Origin of the sequence: Clostridium omnivorum, assembly GCF_026012015.1 — a bacterium.
GTDB classification, from domain to species: Bacteria; Bacillota; Clostridia; order Clostridiales; family Clostridiaceae; genus Clostridium_AX; species Clostridium_AX omnivorum.
Genome location: NZ_BRXR01000001.1, coordinates 2733462 through 2754674 on the forward strand (window position 1 = coordinate 2733462; position 21213 = coordinate 2754674).

At 33.0% G+C, this 21213-nt stretch carries 16 protein-coding genes and 1 other annotated feature; of the genes, 12 read left to right on the forward strand and 4 right to left on the reverse strand.

The window, feature by feature from the left end; all coding sequences use genetic code 11:
• Positions 1 to 51: 51 nt before the first annotated feature.
• Positions 52 to 1623 (reverse strand): ClC family H(+)/Cl(-) exchange transporter, encoded by a 1572-nt coding sequence (locus bsdE14_RS12940; RefSeq protein WP_264850366.1) that lies wholly within the window; start codon positions 1621 to 1623, stop codon positions 52 to 54.
• A gap of 226 nt (positions 1624 to 1849) precedes the next feature.
• On the reverse strand, positions 1850 to 2161 hold the full coding sequence (locus bsdE14_RS12945; protein ID WP_264850367.1) for a winged helix-turn-helix transcriptional regulator: 312 nt from the start codon (positions 2159 to 2161) through the stop codon (positions 1850 to 1852).
• Between the two features lie 273 nt (positions 2162 to 2434).
• On the opposite strand from bsdE14_RS12945, the gene bsdE14_RS12950 reads away from it, so the two are divergent.
• The 9 genes from bsdE14_RS12950 (at position 2435) to bsdE14_RS12990 (ending at position 14603) form a co-directional block, all read left to right on the forward strand.
• Positions 2435 to 3244, forward strand: coding sequence for a pirin family protein (locus bsdE14_RS12950; protein WP_264850368.1), 810 nt, complete (start codon positions 2435 to 2437; stop codon positions 3242 to 3244).
• Between the two features lie 362 nt (positions 3245 to 3606).
• Positions 3607 to 4650: a carbamoyl phosphate synthase small subunit gene (locus bsdE14_RS12955; RefSeq protein ID WP_264850370.1), complete on the forward strand. Its 1044-nt coding sequence runs from the start codon at positions 3607 to 3609 to the stop codon at positions 4648 to 4650.
• Positions 4651 to 4757: 107 nt separating this feature from the next.
• Positions 4758 to 7967 carry a carbamoyl-phosphate synthase large subunit gene (gene carB, locus bsdE14_RS12960; RefSeq protein WP_264850371.1) on the forward strand — a complete coding sequence of 1070 codons (3210 nt, stop codon included), beginning with the start codon at positions 4758 to 4760 and terminating at the stop codon, positions 7965 to 7967.
• A 154-nt stretch (positions 7968 to 8121) separates the two neighbouring features.
• A complete protein-coding gene (locus tag bsdE14_RS12965; RefSeq protein ID WP_264850372.1) occupies positions 8122 to 9594 on the forward strand; it encodes a methyl-accepting chemotaxis protein in 1473 nt (490 codons plus the stop codon).
• A gap of 107 nt (positions 9595 to 9701) precedes the next feature.
• On the forward strand, positions 9702 to 10679 hold the full coding sequence (locus bsdE14_RS12970) for a DUF7847 domain-containing protein (RefSeq protein ID WP_264850374.1): 978 nt from the start codon (positions 9702 to 9704) through the stop codon (positions 10677 to 10679).
• Positions 10666 to 11340 (forward strand): hypothetical protein, encoded by a 675-nt coding sequence (locus bsdE14_RS12975; protein WP_264850375.1) that lies wholly within the window; start codon positions 10666 to 10668, stop codon positions 11338 to 11340. Before bsdE14_RS12970 ends, bsdE14_RS12975 begins: the two co-directional genes overlap by 14 nt.
• Entirely contained in the window at positions 11321 to 12334 is a 1014-nt protein-coding gene (locus bsdE14_RS12980) for a hypothetical protein (RefSeq protein ID WP_264850376.1), read from the forward strand. The genes bsdE14_RS12975 and bsdE14_RS12980 overlap by 20 nt, the downstream gene beginning before the upstream one ends.
• Positions 12307 to 13272: an AAA family ATPase gene (locus bsdE14_RS12985; RefSeq protein WP_264850377.1), complete on the forward strand. Its 966-nt coding sequence runs from the start codon at positions 12307 to 12309 to the stop codon at positions 13270 to 13272. The genes bsdE14_RS12980 and bsdE14_RS12985 overlap by 28 nt, the downstream gene beginning before the upstream one ends.
• Positions 13273 to 13289: 17 nt before the next feature.
• The gene (locus bsdE14_RS12990; RefSeq protein ID WP_264850378.1) at positions 13290 to 14603 is read left to right on the forward strand and encodes a DUF58 domain-containing protein; all 1314 of its coding nucleotides are present in this window, start codon (positions 13290 to 13292) and stop codon (positions 14601 to 14603) included.
• Positions 14604 to 14639: 36 nt separating this feature from the next.
• On the opposite strand, the gene bsdE14_RS12995 is transcribed toward bsdE14_RS12990, so the two are convergent.
• Positions 14640 to 15590, reverse strand: coding sequence for a stage II sporulation protein M (locus bsdE14_RS12995; protein ID WP_264850379.1), 951 nt, complete (start codon positions 15588 to 15590; stop codon positions 14640 to 14642).
• Between the two features lie 89 nt (positions 15591 to 15679).
• On the opposite strand from bsdE14_RS12995, the gene bsdE14_RS13000 reads away from it, so the two are divergent.
• Both bsdE14_RS13000 and thrS read left to right on the forward strand, forming a co-directional pair.
• Positions 15680 to 16372 (forward strand): RDD family protein, encoded by a 693-nt coding sequence (locus bsdE14_RS13000; protein ID WP_264850380.1) that lies wholly within the window; start codon positions 15680 to 15682, stop codon positions 16370 to 16372.
• Positions 16373 to 16458: 86 nt separating this feature from the next.
• Positions 16459 to 16670, forward strand: a binding site (T-box leader).
• A 162-nt stretch (positions 16671 to 16832) separates the two neighbouring features.
• Positions 16833 to 18770 carry a threonine--tRNA ligase gene (thrS, locus tag bsdE14_RS13005; RefSeq protein ID WP_264850381.1) on the forward strand — a complete coding sequence of 646 codons (1938 nt, stop codon included), beginning with the start codon at positions 16833 to 16835 and terminating at the stop codon, positions 18768 to 18770.
• A 65-nt stretch (positions 18771 to 18835) separates the two neighbouring features.
• On the opposite strand, the gene bsdE14_RS13010 is transcribed toward thrS, so the two are convergent.
• On the reverse strand, positions 18836 to 19582 hold the full coding sequence (locus tag bsdE14_RS13010; protein ID WP_264850383.1) for a helix-turn-helix domain-containing protein: 747 nt from the start codon (positions 19580 to 19582) through the stop codon (positions 18836 to 18838).
• Between the two features lie 224 nt (positions 19583 to 19806).
• On the opposite strand from bsdE14_RS13010, the gene bsdE14_RS13015 reads away from it, so the two are divergent.
• The gene (locus bsdE14_RS13015; protein WP_264850384.1) at positions 19807 to 21078 is read left to right on the forward strand and encodes an ABC transporter substrate-binding protein; all 1272 of its coding nucleotides are present in this window, start codon (positions 19807 to 19809) and stop codon (positions 21076 to 21078) included.
• Positions 21079 to 21213 lie beyond the last annotated feature (135 nt).

Consider the following 21213-nt stretch of genomic DNA (forward strand, 5'->3'; position numbering starts at 1 on the left):
GTGGTAAACTCTTATTTGAGTTTACCACTATTTTTTGCAATAATATAAAGTTTAGTTTCTACTCATTTCTAAAAGTTCTTCATTTGTTTCAGCTGCTTCATTTTCATTTACTAAAACAATTAAGCAGTCTCCAGATTGAATGGCAGTGTTACCTTTAGGTATAATCTCTTTTTCTCCTCGTCTGATACCTACTAGCAAGCAATGCTTTGGAAGTCTAAGTTCTTTAACTTTTTTACCGTCCATTACAGAAGCTAAACAAACTGGTATTTCTAATAAAGCTTTGTTCTTACTGTCTCCCTCAAATTCATATTGTCCATTATTCTTTAACAACCTATCAAGCAGTGATTCATATATTGGCTCAGATTTTAGCAAATCTGCCACTACGTAGGCTACTAAAGAAATTACACTTAATGAAAGCAAGTTTGAAAAGGTTCCTGTCATTTCTGTAATTAAGATACTGCCGGTAATAGGCGCTCTTACAATAGCCGTAAAATATCCAGCCATAGCCAGCATTATAAAATTATTTATATATTTGGGGTCAAAACCGAAAAAATGAACTAATGCATTTCCATATATAGCACCAGTCAAAGCTCCTAAAACTAGTAAAGGAAAAAATATTCCACCCGGTGCTCCAGAGCCATAGCTCAACATAGAAAAAAAGAATTTAATTATAAGAATAATAAATAGCATTTTCACTGTAAAATTTCCATTAGTCAAAGAATCGATAAGGGAATGGCCTCCGCCTAGTACTTGAGGCAAAAATAAAGCCAAAAATCCAGCAGCTATAAACGGAACCATAGGCCTAAATTTTACAGGTAACCATTTTATTTTGCTATAGAGATCCTGAGTTTTTAAAAGAGCATAGTTATATATAACTCCAAAAATTCCTACAATAATTCCAAGTAAAATAATATAACCATATTTTTCAAGAGGTAAAGCAGTTACATTATGAAAGCTGAAAACTGGCTTTAATCCAAAAAAATGTTTTGAAATAAAATCAGAGGTTAAAGCGGCTGACATAGCTGAAAGTAGAATCAATGGTGAAAAATGCTTATGTACCTCCTCAAGCGAAAACATAACGCCTGCTAAGGGTGCATTGAAGGCTGCAGCAAGACCGGCACTAGCTCCGCTTGTAATAAGATATTTTTCTTCAAGTTTTATCCTTTTAAAAACCTTACCAACACCTTGCCCAACAGCAGCGCCAAGTTGAATGGATGGACCTTCTCTTCCAAGAGATAAACCTGCTCCAATAGAAATCACACCACCAATAAATTTTTTTATAATTACTGATAGCCAATTCATATTGATCTTTCCTAAAAGTACACCCTCTACTTGAGGAATTCCACTTCCACTAATTAGAGGTTCTTTTTTTATTAACATCCCAACAACATATGCTAATATGATTAATACAAAGAACCAAACAGGCATAAGTTTGTATCTGGGGATATTAAGCTTAAAAATGAAGTTTCTTAATTCTTCTGCTTTTTCTAGGACGATTCTATAAAATACAATTAAGAATCCTGAAAGCATACCTACAAAAATACCTTCAAACAATAGTTTAAGTTTAAAGTTTTGCCAATGAGATAATGTGTTTATTGTATTATTCTTGCGTGTATTATCCATTATGCAACCCCCTTGTTTTTAGTTATTTGCTTCATTTCACAAGTTTTATTATAGCTCTGACACTTTAATAAAGCAAATTACTATATTGGAATGGTTAATTTGAGGAGTTTAATCAAGGAGACTTTTTCATATAAATTATAAGGAACAAACAGATGTGGTGCTTTCATAAAATTATAGTTGAAACGGCTTGAATTAATAAATAATTCAAGCCGTTCTTAAATAATAGTTATTTTACCCACTTTTCAGCCCATTTTTGAACTTCATCCATAGTAGGTTTTAATTCTCTTCCTTTTTCTGTGAGTTCATATTCTACTCTTACAGGGGTTTCTGGATAAACATTTCTCTTTATTATTCCTGCTGCTTCTAATTCTTTAAATCTTTCAGTAAGCATTCTATCACTAAGCTCAGGAATTAGGCTTCTTAAGTCACAAAATCTTTTAGGACCATCAAGAAGTACTTTAATTATTAGTCCAGTCCATTTTTTGCCTAACAATCCAAAAGCGCATTCAAATCTAGGACATAGATGAAAATCTCCCATTTTTATTCACCTCTTAACTTGGATTAATATTTATAAATTAATATTATAGTTCAACTTAAAATATATTAATATATATTTTAACATACTTATTCTATATTTGTTATAAAAAAAGTAAATATAGTTAAATAACAAATATACTTGACATAAGTTTATTACTTATAGTATTATACTTACATAAAGTAAGTTTAGATATTTTAATTATATCATTATTTTAAAAATAAGCAAGCCCAAATATAAAATGTTAAAAAAGTAAATAGAAAAGGAGGAGTTTTTATGAAACTTATAAAAGGAGAAAGAGTTAAAGATGGAGCGGGAGTAAACCTTAATAGAGTTATTGCAATTAGTTCACTGGACCATGCAGATCCTTTTTTTCTCTTAGATGAATTTAGAAGCAATGATAATTCTGATTATGCTGCTGGGTTTCCCATGCATCCTCATAGAGGAATAGAGACTATAACTTATATGATTGAGGGGAGCTTTACTCATAGAGATTCAAAAGGAAATGAAGGAAATTTAAAATCAGGTGAAGTGCAGTGGATGACGGCAGGAAAAGGAATACTTCATGAGGAAATGCCAGCTATGGAAAATGGACAGCTATGGGGTTATCAGCTATGGGTTAATCTGCCTGCCAAATACAAAATGGTAGAGCCTAAGTACAGGCATATTAAAGCAGAAGAGATTCCGCAGGTTTTAAAGAATGGAAGTGATGTTAAAATAATTGCTGGAGCTTATGATAATGCAGTTGGCCCAATTAAATCCTATATTCCAGTAGACTATATGGATGTAAGGCTAAATGGGGGCTTCTTTGAGAAGGAAACTAGAGAAACAGCTCTTATATATGTACATTCTGGTAAAGTTACAGTAAGTTCCGAAGAAGGAAAACTAGAAATAGAAGCTGGAGACCTATGTCTTATAGAAAGGGCATCTCACATTAAAATACATGGTGAAAATTCTGGAGTGCTTTATATAAGTGCTGATCCATTAAAGGAACCCGTTGCAAGGTATGGTCCTTTCGTAATGAATACTATGGACGAAATACTTAAGGCTATTGATGATTTTAATGATGGTTCCTTTGATAAATAGTAATGTAGAAAAGCTGTAGGAAGAGATTTTTTAGAAAATTATAATTATGCAGAATATTTATTGTTTATGCAAAAAAACTTGACAGCAAAGGAAATTTGTCATAAACTCTTTATTAAAAGTACGCTTTAAATTGGTCCTGTGAGGCCAGAAAGGGGTATGTAGGATGACTATATTTTTTTGTGCTGAAAATAAATGGATTAAAAAAGTAATTATTAACCTGAAAACATAAAAAGGATAACAGGAGAATAGTATTATTATTCTCTTTGTTGTCCTTTTATTTTTATGTTTTTTAATCTTAGGTATAGTTCATAAATTATAAGTAAAAACATAAGTTCTATGAATTAGTAATTTGGAGGTTAATAATGAAAGCAAAACTTATATTAGAAAATGGAATGATATTTGAAGGCAATGCGCTAGGTTATCTTGAGGAGACAGTTGGAGAAGTTGTATTTAATACTGGTATGACAGGCTACCAGGAGGTACTAACTGACCCGTCTTACTACGGACAGATAGTTACAATGACTTATCCTTTGATAGGAAACTACGGACTTAACCTTGAGGACGCAGAATCTAGTAGCCCTAAAGTGCGTGGATTTATAGTTAGGGAGGCTTGTGATTACCCTAATAACTTTAGATGTGAGATAAATTTAAACGACTATCTTAAAAATCATAAAATTATGGCATTAGAAAATGTGGATACAAGAGCTCTTACAAAGGTGTTAAGAAACAATGGAACTATGAAGGGCATAATAACCTTAGAGGAGTTAAGTGAAGGTTATATAAATGAAAAGCTGAAGAATTTTAGCAATAAAAATGCAGTTATGAATGTAACGGTAAAAGAGCCATACACCATTGAAGGAAATGGAAAGCATGTAGCAATTTTAGATTTTGGAATTAAATCAAATATAATAAGATCCTTTAGAAAAAGGGGTTGTAAAATAACTGTTCTTCCAGCAGATACAAGCTGCGAGGAAATACTTAAATACAATGCAGATTTAGTATTCTTATCAAATGGTCCTGGAGATCCAGAGGATTTAGATAAAGTAATTAATAATATAAAATTGCTTATAGGCAAAAAACCTATTGCAGGGATATGTCTTGGGCATCAGCTTTTAGCATTAGCCTTAGGTGGAAAAACTAAAAAGCTTAAGTTTGGTCATAGAGGCTGCAATCATCCAGTTATGGACCTAGAAGAAAACAGAGTTTATATTACTTCACAAAACCATGGATTCTACGTAAGTGAACTACCTAAGGATACAGCAGTTACACATGTAAGTATGAATGATGAAACTGTTGAAGGAATGAGACATAATAGTTTGCCAATATATAGCGTTCAGTTTCACCCAGAAGCATGTCCTGGTCCAAGGGATATAAACAAAATATTTGATAAGTTCCTAGAGCTTTAGTTTAAAACTTATTGGAGATATAAAAATTGATAGTTGTTTAAGTAAGAAAATCCAGAAGACACAGCAATTTATAATAATTGTTGGTCAGCAATGTGAGGAGGAGCATTATGCCATTAAATAAGGATATAAAAAGAGTATTAGTAATAGGTTCAGGTCCTATAGTAATAGGACAAGCTGCAGAGTTCGATTATTCAGGAACGCAAGCTTGTGAGTCTTTAAAAGAAGAAGGAATTGAAGTTATCTTAGTAAATAGTAACCCTGCTACTATAATGACTGATAAAGAAGTAGCACATAAGGTTTATATAGAACCTCTTACAGTAGAATTTGTAGAAAAAGTAATTGAAAAGGAAAGACCTGATAGCATTATAGCTGGAGTTGGAGGGCAGACAGGCCTTAACTTATCTGTAGAGCTTAATGATAGAGGAATACTAGATAAATATAATGTAAAAGTAATTGGCACTTCTATAGAAGCTATAAAAAAGGGTGAAGACAGAGAGCTATTTAGAGATGTAATGAAAAAAATAGGTCAGCCTTGCATCGAAAGCGAAATAATTATGGATATGGAGTCAGGAAAGGCTTTTAGTAATAAAATAGGATATCCTGTTATAGTAAGACCTGCTTATACCCTTGGTGGTACTGGGGGCGGTATTGCGAACAATGAAGAGGAACTAGAGGTAATACTTTCTCAAGGGCTTCAGCTTAGTGCAATTGGACAAGTACTTATAGAAAAAAGTGTTAAGGGTTGGAAGGAAATAGAATACGAGGTTATGAGGGATAGCTTCGGCAACTGCATTACTATATGTAATATGGAAAATGTAGACCCTGTAGGAATACATACAGGTGACAGTATAGTGGTAGCACCAAGTCAAACCTTGTCTGATAAGGAATACCAAATGCTTAGAAGTGCATCTATTGACATAATAAATGCTATAGGTATTGAAGGCGGCTGTAATGTACAGTTTGCTTTAAATCCTAATAACTTTGAATATGGGGTAATCGAAATAAACCCTAGAGTGAGCAGGTCATCAGCATTAGCTTCAAAAGCTACTGGTTATCCTATAGCAAAGGCTGCTGCTAAAATAGCTCTTGGATATGGACTTCATGAGATTAAAAATGCAGTTACTAAAAAGACCTATGCCTGCTTTGAACCAGCTCTTGATTATGTGGTAGTTAAAATACCAAAATGGCCTTTTGATAAATTTCAGCAGGCTGAAAGAGCACTTGGAACTAAGATGATGGCTACTGGTGAAATAATGGCTATTGGCAGCAATTTTGAAGCAGCCTTCTTAAAGGGAATAAGGTCCCTAGAGCTAGGAAAATATACTTTAGAGGATAAGGCAATGAAAAAGCTCACTTTAGCAGAATTAAAAGAACTGGTAATAACACCGGATGATCAGAGAATATTTGCTCTAGCTGAGATGATACGAAGAGACTATAGAATTGAAATGATATCCCAAATTACTGGTATTGACGGCTTCTTTGTTAAGAAAATAAAAAATATAGTGGAGCAGGAAGAAAAACTTAAACGACTAACTGCAGATAAATTATCAAGAGAAGAGTTATTTAAGCTAAAGAGTATAGGATTTTCAGACAAGGGAATAGGAGATTTATTGAGAATAAGTCCAGATGAAATATATAGATTAAGAATGAAATGGGACATTAAGCCTGTATACAATATGGTAGATACCTGTGCTGGAGAGTTTGAAGCTCTCACACCATACTTTTATTCTACCTATAACACCTATGATGAGGTTCAGGTAAGTAGTAGAAGAAAAGTAGTAGTTATTGGTTCTGGACCTATAAGAATAGGTCAGGGAATTGAGTTTGATTATGCATCTGTTCATGCTGTAAAGGCACTGAGAAAAATGGGAATTGAAACTATAATCATAAATAATAATCCGGAAACAGTAAGTACTGACTTTGATATATCAGATAAGCTGTATTTTGAACCTCTTACTGAGGAGGATGTTTTAAATATAATAGATAAAGAAAAGCCAGAAGGGGTTATACTACAGTTTGGTGGTCAAACAGCAATAAAGCTTGCTAGGTTCCTTCAAGAGAAAAATATTACAATATTAGGTACAACTTCAGAGCAAATTGACGCAGCAGAAAACAGGGAAAAATTTGATGCTCTTCTTGAAGAGCTTAATATTAATAGGCCTAAAGGCATAGGAGTTTGGAATGCAGCTCAAGGACTTTCAGAAGCTGATAAGTTAGGCTATCCTGTACTTGTAAGGCCATCCTATGTTCTTGGTGGACAAGGAATGGAAATAACCTATAATGGAGGAGAACTAGAATATTATTTAAAAAATGCTTTTGAAAAAGATAAGAGAAATCCTGTATTAATTGATAAATATTTAATGGGTAGGGAGATCGAAGTTGACGCAATATGTGATGGAGAGCAAATTCTTATACCGGGGGTTATGGAACATTTAGAAAGAGCAGGGGTGCACTCTGGGGATAGTATTACAATGTATCCTACTCAAAATGTTTCAAAGGAAATAAAAGAAAAAGTGCTGGAGTATACTAAAAAACTAGCATTGGGGATAGGAATAAAAGGTATGATAAATATACAGTTTATTGAGTACAAGAATCAGGTATATGTAATAGAAGTAAACCCAAGAGCTAGCAGAACTGTTCCTTATATTAGCAAGGTTAGTGGAGTTCCTATAGTCGAATTAGCTACCAGAGTTATGCTGGGTAAAAAGCTGAAAGACTTAGGCTTTGGCACAGATATATATAAAGAGCCAAATATAGTTGCGGTAAAAGTACCTGTGTTCTCAACACAAAAGCTGCCAAGAGTTGAAGTATCGCTTGGACCTGAGATGAAATCCACTGGAGAAGTCCTTGGGGTAGGCAGCAATATATATGAAGCGCTTCATAAAGGATTTATTGCTGCAGGCATGGAGCTTAAAAGTGATAAGAAGACAATACTGGCAACAATCAAAGAACATGACAAGCTGGAGTTCCTTGAAATTGCAAAAGAGCTTAGCAGTTTGGGGTACAAGTTTATATGCACACAAGGGACTGCTAAGTATCTAAGTGATAATGGCTTAGACACTGTGGAAATAGGAAAAGTAAATGATGAGGAACCTAATATTCTTAACGTAATAAAAAACAGAGAAGTGGACATGGTTATAAATACACCAACTAAGGGGAATGACTCCCATAGAGAAGGCTTTATTATAAGGAGAGCGGCAGTAGAAAAGAATATAAGCGTAATGACTACATTGGATACTGTTAAAGCACTAGTAGGTGTAAGTAAGATGAAATACAATGAATGCAATATAGATATATATTGTTTAGGTGATATCTAAATAATTAGATTAAAAGAATAGCAGCAACAAGAAATTGTTACTGCTATTGCCATTTTATTTGCAAATTAGGTGAATTATATGTAAAAAAATGTTGCTAAAATCCGAATATTGTATATAATTATACTGTACGTTCATTTTTTAGGGGGAGATACTAATGAGGGAAAAAAGTGTTAAAGAAAGAACTAACCAGATATACGTAATAGCTTGCACCTTCTTAGCTGTGGTGTATTCATTGGGAATTGCAATGATGTTAAGAGAGGGGACAATAAATTTTAAAGCTGGTGTGGTGGCTTTAACTATCATGGTTGTAACATCAATAGGAGCAGATATCTTTCATTATAAAAATAGAGAGAGTAAATTTACAAGCCATATATCAGCAACACTTTTTGCTGCAGCATATGCTATTGTACTATTCTCTTCCAAAGTAGAAGTTGCTCCAATGTTAATAATTCCAATGTTAATAATAGCCTCCTGCTATTTGGAAACTAAGTTTTTACTTATACAAGTATCGGGATCCTTTTTACTTAATGTAATTTGGATGATTTTGAATAAAAGTAATTTTAAAGATACCTCAAGTGTTTTAATGCAGGTTGTGATTATAATTTTATCCTATGGATTTCTTATTAGCATAACTAGATTTTCTCAAGCAATTAGAAAACAAGCTGAAGAAGAAAAGCAGAACACAATAAAAGCACATTCAGAACAGGAAAAGGTTTTAAATGAAATTAATTCTGCAATAATATTATTAAATAAAAATACAGAAGTTTTAAATAATAATATTGATAATATCGAAAGTTCCTCAAGGACAATTTTTGGTGCTATTGAAGAAATTACATCAGGCTGTGCAAGTACTTCTGAAAATATTGAAGAACAAACTAATAACTCGAATATAATTCAGGAAGACATAAATAATACATCAGTAATATCAGAGGAAATGAAAAATTCGGCAGAAAAAAGTAAGGAAATATTAACAAGCAGCATGTCTACAGTAAAAACTCTAGCTGAAAAGGCTGAAGCTGTAAAAGGACAGAATGATGACGTTTATATTATAGCTGATAGCTTAATAAAAAAGACAGAGAATGTTCAAAGCATAGTATATATTATTACAAGTATAGCAGAGCAGACTAATCTGCTTGCGTTAAATGCAGCAATTGAAGCTGCAAGAGCTGGAGAAGCTGGTAAGGGATTTTCTGTTGTTGCTGAAGAGGTAAGAAAACTGGCTGAACAAACTAAGGAGTCTTCAGGTAAAATTGCCGATATTGTAACTGAACTTCAAACAGAGGTATCGAAGGTTGGAGATTCTATTACTAATCTATCAGAAATTAATAAAGAAGAAGATTTGCTTGTAAGAGAAACTGAAGATAATCTTAAAAATTTATATAACACTGTAAATGAACTGAAAAGTAAGGTTGATTTTGTAAATGATAAGATTAACGGTGTGAAGGAATCTAATAAGAGAATTAATGATTCAATTATGAATTTATCAGCCATATCAGAAGAAACTGTAGCTAACTCAGAGGAGGCCTGCAGTACTATTGAAAGCTATTTAGATGAAACTAAACAAGCAAAACAGTCTGTAGGAGAATTAGTAAGTTTAGCATTAAGAATGAAAGAATATACAGAATAATTTTAAGTCCCATAAAACATTTTGTTTCTTGGGACTTTTTATTTTTTGGCAATTCAGGTAAAATATAATTAGTCATTTTTTTACATTATACATGAAGGAGATTTCATATGGCAGTAATGAATGTTAATGAGGTAATGGACAGGTCAATTGATGTGCTAAAGAAAAATATAAAAAGTATAGTGCTTTTTTCTTTAGGATATGGTCTTATTGGTTTAGGAATTGTTATTGTTTTAATGATAGTAGGAGGTATTTCTATGGTACTTGTGCCTAAAGATACTTCAACTTCAATGATAGTTGCTTATATTATAGTGTTTACTATAATAGGAATTTTGCTTTCAAGTTTCGTTTTATCCTCTAAAGCAGGAATTGCAAGGATATCAGGTCAGGATTTTTTAAAGGAGCAGGTAGCTGCGCATGATGCTATTAAAATTTCACTAAAGAGTATTCCAAAGTTATTTTGTGTTTCATTTCTAATTATTTTAATGTTTTTACCTGTAGCAGGTATTTTTGGGGCTATTATATATTTCATGTACAAAGCAATTGAAGACTCCATGCTATTATTTGATATATATGGAGCAAAAGAAATAATACTAATAATTCTAACAGTATTATTAGCTCTACTAATAGTATTCTGCATAGCAGCATTTTTCACCTGGTTCTGCTTTGTAGTTCAAGCAGTAGCTGTGGAGAAGTCGGGAATTATTGGCTCTATAAAAAAGAGCTTCACTTTAGTAAGACACAACTTTTGGCGTATATTCTGGTGCATAATATTATTCAATTTAACTATATTTGCTTTCAAATCATCTATTGATAGCTGCCTTGCACTATTAACAACTATTTTTTACTTTTTAGAAAAGTTCTTGAATATAAATCAGGATTTTATAACCTATGTGTCAACTATATTTACAATGCTTAGATGGCCGCTTAGCGTATTATACACACTGATTATTACTCCTATAGGAACAATAATGATGAGTACATTATACTTTAATCAAAGATTTGAAAAAGAAGGTTATGATTTACAACTAAAACTTATGGAAATACAGCATAATCAAGAAAGGGAGCAGTTAAGTGAGGGTGTTTAGTATAATTCTTCCTACTAATGTAGAGTTTGAAAATAAAGTTAATAGTATTCTTAATAGAACTGAATATAAGCACCTAAAGAATGGACTAGCAGATTATATAGATAGAATTAGAGAGGCTATAAGTAATTGGATTGTGGAAATGTTTAAAAAGGCTTACTTTAAGCTTTCTCCTTCTTCCTCTGTACCAGAAAAGCTATCTACTATTTTTTTGATTGTTGGCATATTGCTTTTTATGACAATATTAATTTTAGTAATTGTTAGGGTTACCAGAGCCTTTGAAAGAAAGGCAAAGGTTAGAGAAATCCTTGGAGAAAAAATAGATGAAAAGACTACCCCAAACAGCTTAAGGTCAAAAGGAGCAGACAGCCTAAGAAGTGGAGATATTAGAGGTGCAATAAGATATGATTTTATAGCATTGCTGTTATTAATGCATGAAAAAAGCATGATTTATTTGGACGAAACTAAAACAAATAAAGAAATTTATAATTATCTTAAAAAGAATAATTTTTCAAAGCTGTTAGAATTTCAAGCGTTAATCAATATGTTTAATGCCTCTTGGTATGGACATAAAAACTCCGCAATTGAAGACTACAATAGCTGGGGTTCAAATATAAGCATAATATGGGATGAGGTGATAAATTATGAAGAAAAAAGCAAGTAAAGAACTTATAGCATTCATAATTATCATTCCACTCTTTCTTTTAGGAAGTTTTTATTTATCAACTTTATCTGATGACAAGCTGCCCTCTTACTCAATAATTAATAAATCTAACAAAGGTTCAAGTGTGTTCTTTGAGACCTTGAAAGAGTTTAATTATCCAGTGGAGAGAACCTTAAAATCCATTGACAATTTTGATACAGATTCTATTCATATAGTAGCTGACACAGGAAACTTTAATATAAATGATGAGAACGTAAAATCCTGGGTATATAATGGAGGAATATTAGTTCATCTTACTACAGGAAATCTACACTTACTTGAGTATGGAAAGGTTGATAAGGGAAGTGAAAATATAACTCTATATCATTATGGACAAGGTTTAGTTATTGGCTCAGATGCCATATTTATTTCTAATAGAGAGCTGCTAAAGAATAAAGGTGGCGCTTATGAGCTTCTAAAAGAAATAGACGGACATGTATTTAAGAAGATATATTTTAATGAAGCTCATATGTATGCAGCAGATGCAAATAAAAAATCTCTATGGGACTTTGTGCCTAGAGAAGTTAAGGTAATAATGTATCAGCTTTTATTAATACTAGCAGCAGTTCTATTCTATAAGGGAAAAAGATTCGGAAAGGTTGTTCCTCTTTATGAAGAAGAGGAAAGAATCGAAAACGAATATATGTATTCTGCAGCATCCTTATATAAACAAGCAAAATGTTATGATTTAATAGTTGAAAGTTATTATAGAGAACTGCTAAGAAAACTTAATTGCAGTCATGAAGATTTTATTAATTGCTTTGAAAAGGAAAATATTCAATATATAAATAAAGCAAGAAAAGTATACAACTTTATGAATAAAGTATATAAAAATCCTAAGACAAAAATTAAAGCAAAAGAGTACATTCAAAATATAGCTACTATTGACCAGTTAACTGGTATCGTAAAGAAAAGGAGAGATTCATATTGGAAAGCGTTGAAAAAGACTCAGTAAAAGAATTGGTAGAAAAAATAAATGCAGAGCTAAAAAAGGTAATTGTGGAACAGGATGAGCTTATAGAACATTGCATTATAAGTTTAATTTCAGGTGGTCACGTACTGCTGGAAGGAGTACCAGGACTTGCTAAGACCTTAATGGTAAGAGCTCTTGCTAAAACTCTTTCTTTAGATTTTAAAAGAATTCAATTTACACCTGATCTTATGCCAGCGGATGTAACTGGTACTAAAGTATTTAATATGCAGACTAGAGAATTTGAATTAAAAAAAGGACCTATATTTACTAATTTTTTATTAGCTGATGAAATTAACCGTACTCCGCCTAAAACCCAAGCAGGACTTCTTGAATCCATGGCGGAAGGTACAGTGTCTATTGATGGTGATATGCTTCAGCTACCTACTCCATATATGGTGTTTGCTACACAAAACCCATTAGAGTATGAAGGTACATATCCGCTTCCAGAGGCACTGGTAGATAGATTCCTTATGAAAATTATGATAGATTATCCCTCACTGGCTGCTGAAAAAGAAGTACTAAAACGTCATAATGAAGGCTTTTCCAGTATGGATTTAGACAGCAGTAATATAAATGTTGTTTGCACAGCTGAGGACATTCTAAGCTGCAGACAGCAGGTTCAAAAGGTTAAAATTGATGATGAACTTATGCAGTATATAGTAAACATTGTAGCAGAGACAAGAAATAGTCCTGTAATTGATATTGGAAGTTCACCAAGAGGTTCTATTGCACTGCTTCAATGTTCTAAAGCCTCAGCAGCATATAATGGCAGAGAATATGTAATACCTGAGGATATTAAAAGTATGGCAATTCCAACTCTGAGACACCGTATAGTACTTAAGCCGGAACTAGAATTAGAAGGGGTAAAACCTGAACAAGCAATTAATGAGATACTTTCCAAAGTTAAAGTGCCTAGATAGAGAGCAGGGTGATAATATTGGGTATTACCAAAAGGTTTATATATTTATTAGCAGCAGGTATATTAGTACTTCTACTTAGCTTGTTCTTAAATACTTCATTAACTTTTTTTATTCTATATAACTTAATATGTGCTTCTACACTTATAATTGATTATTTAATATCTCCTAAGGAGGAGCTTATTGATATAGAGCGCCTTGGGACTAAAAGTCTCTCTATTTATGAAAAAGAGCCTATACTTATAAGTGTCTATAACAAGAGTGATTATAAGCTCAATATGGAACTCATTGATGAAATTCCAGATTTTCATTTTAAATGTGACAGTAAGTTAATGAAAGTTCTTATTCCGCCCCACGAAAAGCAAAAGCTTCAGTATTATGTGATTCCAACAAAAAGGGGAGCTTACAGCTTTCAGGCCATACATGTGAAGTTTAAGGGAAGACTTGGTTTATGTACAAAGCAATTTATGCTTAAATTGCCTAGGGAATATAAGGTATACCCAAATCTAAAAAATTTGCGAAAATATAGATTGAGTATCTGTAATAACAGGCAATTTAAACAAGGCCAAAGAAGTATTAAAATGCTTGGAAGGGGCACATCCTTTGAGAGCTTAAGAGAGTACGTCCCAGGAGATGAATACAGAAAGATAAATTGGCCAGCTACTGCCAGAGGTAATAAACCAATAATCAATCAATACGAGCCAGAAAAAAATCAACACGTACATATTATGATTGATACAGGAAGGCCAATGGGATATACAGTGAGAGGTCATAGAAAGCTTGATTTAGCAGTAAATACAGCTTTAGTGCTATCTGATATAGTAAATCAAAATGGGGATAAATCTGCATTATTATTATTTAATACAGAGGTAAACAATATGATAATGCCTGGTAAGGGTGCTGGACATAGAAATAAGCTACTGGAAGCACTTTATCATATTGAGTCTAATAAGCAAACTTCAAATTACGAAGATGCCTTTTATTACTTCAAGAAGAAAGAAAGGCATAGAAGCATAGTGTTTTTATTTACTGATTTTGATACTTTAGAAGAAGCTGAAGATATATTAAAGGTTTTGCCAATGATATCTAAGAATAATCTTGTAGTTTTGATACTTATTAGAAATGAAAAACTTGAGAATATAAGTGAACTTAATGTGAAAAATACTGAGGACTTATTTAGAAAAGGAGTTTCAATTGAACTTCTTGAGGAAAGAAGAAAAATAATAAGCATATTGAATAAAAGAGGAGTACTATGTATTGAATGTGAAGCAGAAAAGTTAGAGTATACTGCTATAAATAAATACATTCAGGTAAAGAACAAATCTTATTTTTAAAAGAAGTTTACCTCGTGCAAGGCAAACTTCAAAAGATTATTTTTTAATGAAATAAGGTATTGAAAAGTATACTATCAAAATAATTGCAGTTATTGCCGCAAACAAGAGCTTTATATTAGCAGATATATCAAGTGGTGTAAAGAAGCCCTCAATTATTCCTGCAATAACAAGCATGATTACAACCCCAGCAATTAATGACACAGCTCGTTTTGCTCCGAAAATTAATGCATGCTTTCTGGAATATTCCCCAGGAATAATAAGGCTCTTTGCTATCATTAACCCTGCAGCTCCAGATATAAATATGGCTGTAAGCTCAAACACTCCATGAGGAAGAATAAGTGACCAATAATTTTTGGGGCTACCATACATATAAATAAGAGCAGTCAGTGAGCCAAGGGTAGCACCATTAAAAAATAATACATAAATAGTTCCAAGCCCAAGGGTTATTCCAAGAGCAAAAGCCTTTAAGGATACTGTAATATTATTCACCATTATTTGGCTAGATACAAGTGGATAATTCCATTGTCCTCCACTGCCGGCTTGTCCTGATTTCACTCCTTCAACCATGTTTTGTGGAAGAAAAATCAGTGAATTATCGGTATTGTATATTACAAGGCCCAGGCTTATCAGCGCACCGGCTAGAAAAAACAAGAAGGATATTATAATATATAAGCGTTCTTCTTTAAGTTTTTTAGGAAATCCATAGCATATGTAACTTAGTATATCTTTAAATGAGGTTTTATCAACAGCGTAGATATGACTGTGGCATTTTCCAACAATAGAGTTTAAATAAATTACTGTATTACTTTCGGGATAATGGGTTCTAGCATAGGCTAAATTATGGCTGCACTGTCTAAAAAGCTCAAGGAATTTTTTAATATCTGATGAAGGAAGAGCTTTGACACCTTTTTTATTGACCTTGTTAGAGTAATCCTCAAGCTCTTTCCATTTGTTAGAATTTATTTTAATAAAATGATCTTCTTTCAATATTTTCACCTCTTTTACTATTTTAACAGATTCTAGCTGAATGTGTATATATAAAAATAACATAAATATCCAATGAAGGGAATGAGAATGTGCAAAAAATAAAGATTACAACGCCAGAAAATATAGAAGTTGAATATACCTTGGCAGATCTAGGATCAAGAACTGCCGCTGCCCTAATTGATTCGTTTATTCAATTAGGAGTCCTGTTAGTACTTCTTATAGCTGTACTGCTTTTAAAACATTTTGCTCCTGGTTTTTGGGAAGAATATTATGGATGGATAGTAGGAATTTCACTAATTGTTGCGATTATAATAGGCTATTGCTATTTTATTTTTTCAGAGCTTACCATGAATGGAAAAACCATTGGAAAAAAGGCGCTTAAGCTGAGAACAATAAGGAAAAATGGTCAACCAGTAACCTTTAAGCATTCAGCAATTAGAAATTTGTTTAGACTATTTATAGATTATTACGGGGTAGGGGTAGTAGTAATGTTTTTCAATAAACAGCACAAAAGAGTTGGGGACTTATTAGCTTCAACTGTTGTAGTGACTGAAGATAATAAGGAGCAGCCTATAACTCTTGAGAGTCTTCAAAATGTAAATGAAAATTACAGCTACTATTTAGATGAAGAAGAGAAAGAATTATTAAGAGACTATTTTCAAAGAAGAGAGAGTTTTGTAGAAGGCTCAAAGCTTAGTGAAGATCTAAAGCAGCACTTCACAAATAAATTTGATAAATTAGGAGTTTTAGATAAATTTCAGGACTTCATAAATAAACTATAAGAAATGGGAAATAATATTTTTTGTTACAGTAAAAATATTGTTGACACTAAAAATAAAAATGCTATAATAAGTTTAATCAAAATATTTCAAATACTATGATGAGAAGAGTAGACTGTAAAAAACATTTTCAGAGAGAGAATACATTAGCTGAAAGTATTCTTAAATGGAAACAGTTGAAGACCACCTCAGAGTGACTTTAATAGAGTCCGGTAATTCCGTTATAATTTTTTCAAGTGGCTTATAGTAAAATATAAGCAATTGGGGTGGAACCACGGGAATTAGTACTCTCGTCCCTTTTCTATTAGGAAAAGAGACGGGAGTTTTTGCTTTTAGTATTTAAAATTGTATAAATAAAGTTTTGAAAGGAGGTAAAAGTCCTAAATGGACTTTTACGGGTAAACTGCCGATGGGAATCGGCAAGCTTAGTTTACCCAGTGCTTCGAGTGAAAGGAGAAGAATTATGATAAAAATAAGATTAAAAGATGGCTCAGTAAAAGAATACGAAGCTGGAATTTCTATAATAGAAATTGCAAAGGACTTAAGTGAAGGCTTAGCAAGAGTAGCTTGTGCAGGAAGCGTTAATGGCAAAACTGTGGATTTAAGATATGAAGTAAATGAGGATAGCGATGTAAGTATATTAACATTTGATGATGCAGAAGGAAAATGGGCCTTTAGACATACTACTACTCATATATTAGCTCAAGCAGTTAAGAGACTTTTCCCAGAGGTAAAGCTTGCTATAGGGCCAGCTATTGAAGAAGGCTTCTATTATGATTTTGATAAAGAGGGTTCCTTCTCAGCAGAAGATTTAGAAAAGATAGAAGCTGAAATGAAGAAAATAGTTAAGGAAGATTTAGTTATAGAAAGATTTGAACTTCCAAGAGAAGAAGCAATAAAGTTTATGGAAGAAAAAGGTGAGCCTTATAAGGTAGAGCTTATAAATGATCTTCCAGAGGATGCAGTAATATCCTTCTATAAGATGGGTGAATTTGTAGACCTTTGTGCAGGACCACATCTTATGTCAACTAAGCCAGTTAAGGCCTTCAAGCTTACTCAAGTAGCCGGAGCTTACTGGAGAGGAAGCGAAAAGAATAAGATGCTTAGCCGTATTTACGGAACTGCATATACTAAGAAAGCAGATTTGGATGAATACCTAGCAAGAGTTGAAGAGGCTAAAAAGCGTGATCATAACAAGTTAGGCAGAGAGCTTGAACTATTTATGACAGCTGAATGCATAGGTTCAGGATTACCACTACTAATGCCTAAGGGAGCAAAAATAGTTCAACTGCTTCAAAGATTTGTTGAAGATGAAGAAGAAAAGAGAGGCTATCTTTTAACTAAAACTCCACTAATGGCTAAGAGTGACTTATACAAAATTTCAGGACACTGGGATCACTACAAAGACGGAATGTTTATATTAGGGGATGAAGAAAAGGATGAAGAAGTAATGGCACTTAGACCAATGACTTGTCCTTTCCAATTCCAAATATATAATTCAAGACAAAGAAGTTATAGAGATTTACCACTTAGATATGGTGAAACTTCAACACTATTTAGAAACGAATCCTCAGGAGAAATGCACGGACTTATCCGTGTTAGACAATTTACTATATCAGAAGGACATCTTGTTGTTAGACCAGATCAGCTAGAAGATGAATTTAGAGGTGTAGTAGACTTAGTTAACTATATGCTTAAGACTTTAGGTCTTCAAGATGATGTAACTTATAGATTCTCCAAGTGGGATCCAAAAAATAAGGAAAAATACATTGATAATCCAGAAGCTTGGGAAGACACTCAAATTAAGATGAAGAATATATTAGACCATCTTCAAATTAACTATACTGAAGCAGATGATGAAGCAGCCTTTTATGGACCAAAGCTAGACATTCAATGTAGGAATGTTCACGGAAAAGAAGATACAATTATAACTGTTCAAATAGACTTTGCTCTTCCAGAGAGATTTAATATGACTTATGTGGATAAGGATGGAGAAAAGAAACGTCCATATGTTATCCACAGAACTTCTATAGGCTGCTATGAAAGAACTCTAGCATTGCTTATAGAAAAGTATGCAGGAGCATTCCCAACTTGGCTTGCTCCAGTACAAGTTAAGGTACTTCCAATATCAGAAAAGTATCACGACTATGTTGATAAGGTAGTAAGTGACCTTAAGGCAGTAGGAGTTAGAGTAGAACCTGATTATAGAGCTGAAAAGATAGGTTACAAGATAAGAGAAGCTCGTATGGAAAGAATTCCTTATATGCTTATAGTAGGTGAAAAGGAAGCAGCTGAAAATGCTGTATCTGTAAGAAGCCGCAAGAATGATGATGAAGGTTCAATGCCACTAGATTCATTCATAGGCAGAATAGTAAGAGAAATAGCAAGTAAAGAACTATAATAAGAAAACAGGCACCTAGGTGCCTGTTTTTTATGTAGCAGTACATACTTTAGTCCGAATTAATTTTATATACCTCCACCAGAGGCTTTGCTAGCTAGGCTTTGATTTCTATACTCTTTAGGTGTGAGACCGGTATGCTTTTTAAAAAATCTTGAGAAATAAGTAATGTGATTAAAATTAAAAGTATAGCTTACCTCACTAATACTCAGATTTGTATAATCCATATAACCTTTTATTGCTGAAATTTTAAGCTCATTTATATATTCTATTAAGTTTTTACCTACTTCTTTTTTAAAAGCTGAAGAAAGGTAATTTGGATGTACATTTACATAACTTGAAATTTCCTGTAAAGACAGTTTTTTTTCTATATTTGTTCTTATATATTGAATAACTCTGTTGATTAACGGATTATAGTAATATTCCTTATGCCTTTTAAGAACCTTAATAAAATCGTTGAGCATATCGTATTCTAATTTTTCTGCAGCTTTTATACTAGTGGCTTCATCTATAAAATTAATATAGTAGTCACTGAGTATGAATGCTGTTTCAGCATCAAGGCCTGCGTCTATCACAGCACGTGCAAAAATAGTGCAGGAGCCTATTAGTGAATATTTTAGAGAATTAAGAGGCTTTTTTGATAAACTTGCGCGTTCTAGAGCATTTATTTGCTTTAAAATATCAATACTTGTATTGATATCCATGGTCTGTATGGCTTGTACTAACATTCTCTCAAGTTCATAAGATGGATGAATATAAGACATGTACCTGTTTTTAGCCATAGTTTGCTCAAGTTTCGTGTAAATGTTTTCCACCGCATAATACCTCGCTTTAAACTATATTAAGAAAGTATAACTTTTATTAATATTGTGTAAAAATTGTACAATTATTCCGATTATAATGTCAATAGAATCTTTAAGTTTTCCAGAAAAAGTGCTTAAGCATATAGAGGAACTTAATAGAGAATTGGTTTGGGTGATATAAGATTAGTAACGATCCAATGTAATCGTTATAGATAAAAAGATAGGGGGAAATATTAATGAAAAAGTCAATAGGTCTTGTATGTGCAATTGTACTTACCTTAACAACCATGGCGGGTTGTTCATCAAAAAGTGGAAGTACGCAAACAAGTAGCGACAAAAAGGAAAAAGCTGTAGTTACAGTAATTCAAAACAAGGTTGAAATTCAACAGCAGTTGGAAGATGCAGCAAAAGATTTTAATAAAACTCAAAATGATGTAGAGGTTAAAATTCTAGGGTCAGCAGGTGACAATCTAGTAACAACACTTCAATCACAGTTTGCATCAAGCCCAGAAAAGGCACCAACAATTTTTACTTGTGAAAGCGGAAGTGGATTTGATAAGTTTTTTAACTACATGCTGCCATTAGATTCTGCAAAAGCTGCAAAGAACATAGCAAAAGGTCAAGCAGATGATGCAATGAAAGATGGTAAGCTATATGGACTTCCAATGGCTGTAGAGGGCTTTGGTCTAATCTATAACAAAGCAATACTAAACAAGGCAGGAGTAGACCCATCCAGCATAAAATCAATGGATGACTTAGCTGCAGCGTGTCAGAAAATAGCTAAGGTTGATGGTGTGAAGGCTCCAATAGCATTTGCAAAAGAAACATACTTCCAATTTATGCACCCATTCAATTGGCCATTTGCAACAATGAGCAATTATAAAGAAGTTATTCCTAAGGTTATAAGCGGACAAACAGATCTAAAGGATATAAAAGAAGTTAAACAGTATGCAGAAGATTTAGCGAAAATAAAACCATACACAAATCTTGCTAAGGATACTTATGATGATCAGGTTGCAGGTTTTGCACAAGGAAAATATGCCTTTATTCACCAAGGTAACTGGGCACAATCCATAATTGATGATTACAAGGTTAGCTTTGAATATGGAATGATAGGAATGCCTACTGGTGGAAATACTTCAATCGCAGTAGGAAATTCAAATTTCTTTAGAGTTAATAAATATGCTTCAGAAGCTCAACAAAAGGGAGCTATAGCATTCCTTGATTGGCTATTTACTGACAAAGCAGGACAGACATATGTTACTGATAAGTTTAAGCTAATACCAGCTTATAATGGCTTTGACACTAAAAACTTAAATACTCTTGCAAAAGAAGTTTCCAAGTACTCACAAGAAGGCAAGACAGTTCCTTGGACATTCAACTTATTCCCAGCAGGTGTTGATAAGGACTGTGCAAGTGCAATGGAAAAATTCTATGCAGGTCAATTAACAAGCGATCAACTACTTGATGAAATTCAAAAAGTATGGGTTAACGCAGCAAAAAAATAATATAAAAACACTTGAAAATATTAAAGTAAATCTGTTCTACTATAAGAACTTCGTTAGAATATCATAGAACTATTAGAAAATATTGCGAAGCGCAAATAGTGGATACTATATATTAAAAGCCTCGATAAGAGGCTT

Bases quoted from the DNA above. Each gene is read 5' to 3' on its own strand.
- carB (WP_264850371.1), top strand. From the start codon at position 4,758: ATGCCATTAAATAAGGATATAAAAAGAGTATTAGTAATAGGTTCAGGT.
- bsdE14_RS12950 (WP_264850368.1), top strand. From the start codon at position 2,435: ATGAAACTTATAAAAGGAGAAAGAGTTAAAGATGGAGCGGGAGTAAAC.
- bsdE14_RS12965 (WP_264850372.1), top strand. From the start codon at position 8,122: ATGAGGGAAAAAAGTGTTAAAGAAAGAACTAACCAGATATACGTAATA.
- bsdE14_RS13015 (WP_264850384.1), top strand. From the start codon at position 19,807: ATGAAAAAGTCAATAGGTCTTGTATGTGCAATTGTACTTACCTTAACA.
- bsdE14_RS12940 (WP_264850366.1), bottom strand. From the start codon at position 1,623: ATGGATAATACACGCAAGAATAATACAATAAACACATTATCTCATTGG.
- bsdE14_RS12980 (WP_264850376.1), top strand. From the start codon at position 11,321: ATGAAGAAAAAAGCAAGTAAAGAACTTATAGCATTCATAATTATCATT.
- bsdE14_RS12955 (WP_264850370.1), top strand. From the start codon at position 3,607: ATGAAAGCAAAACTTATATTAGAAAATGGAATGATATTTGAAGGCAAT.
- thrS (WP_264850381.1), top strand. From the start codon at position 16,833: ATGATAAAAATAAGATTAAAAGATGGCTCAGTAAAAGAATACGAAGCT.
- bsdE14_RS12970 (WP_264850374.1), top strand. From the start codon at position 9,702: ATGGCAGTAATGAATGTTAATGAGGTAATGGACAGGTCAATTGATGTG.
- bsdE14_RS12945 (WP_264850367.1), bottom strand. From the start codon at position 2,161: ATGGGAGATTTTCATCTATGTCCTAGATTTGAATGCGCTTTTGGATTG.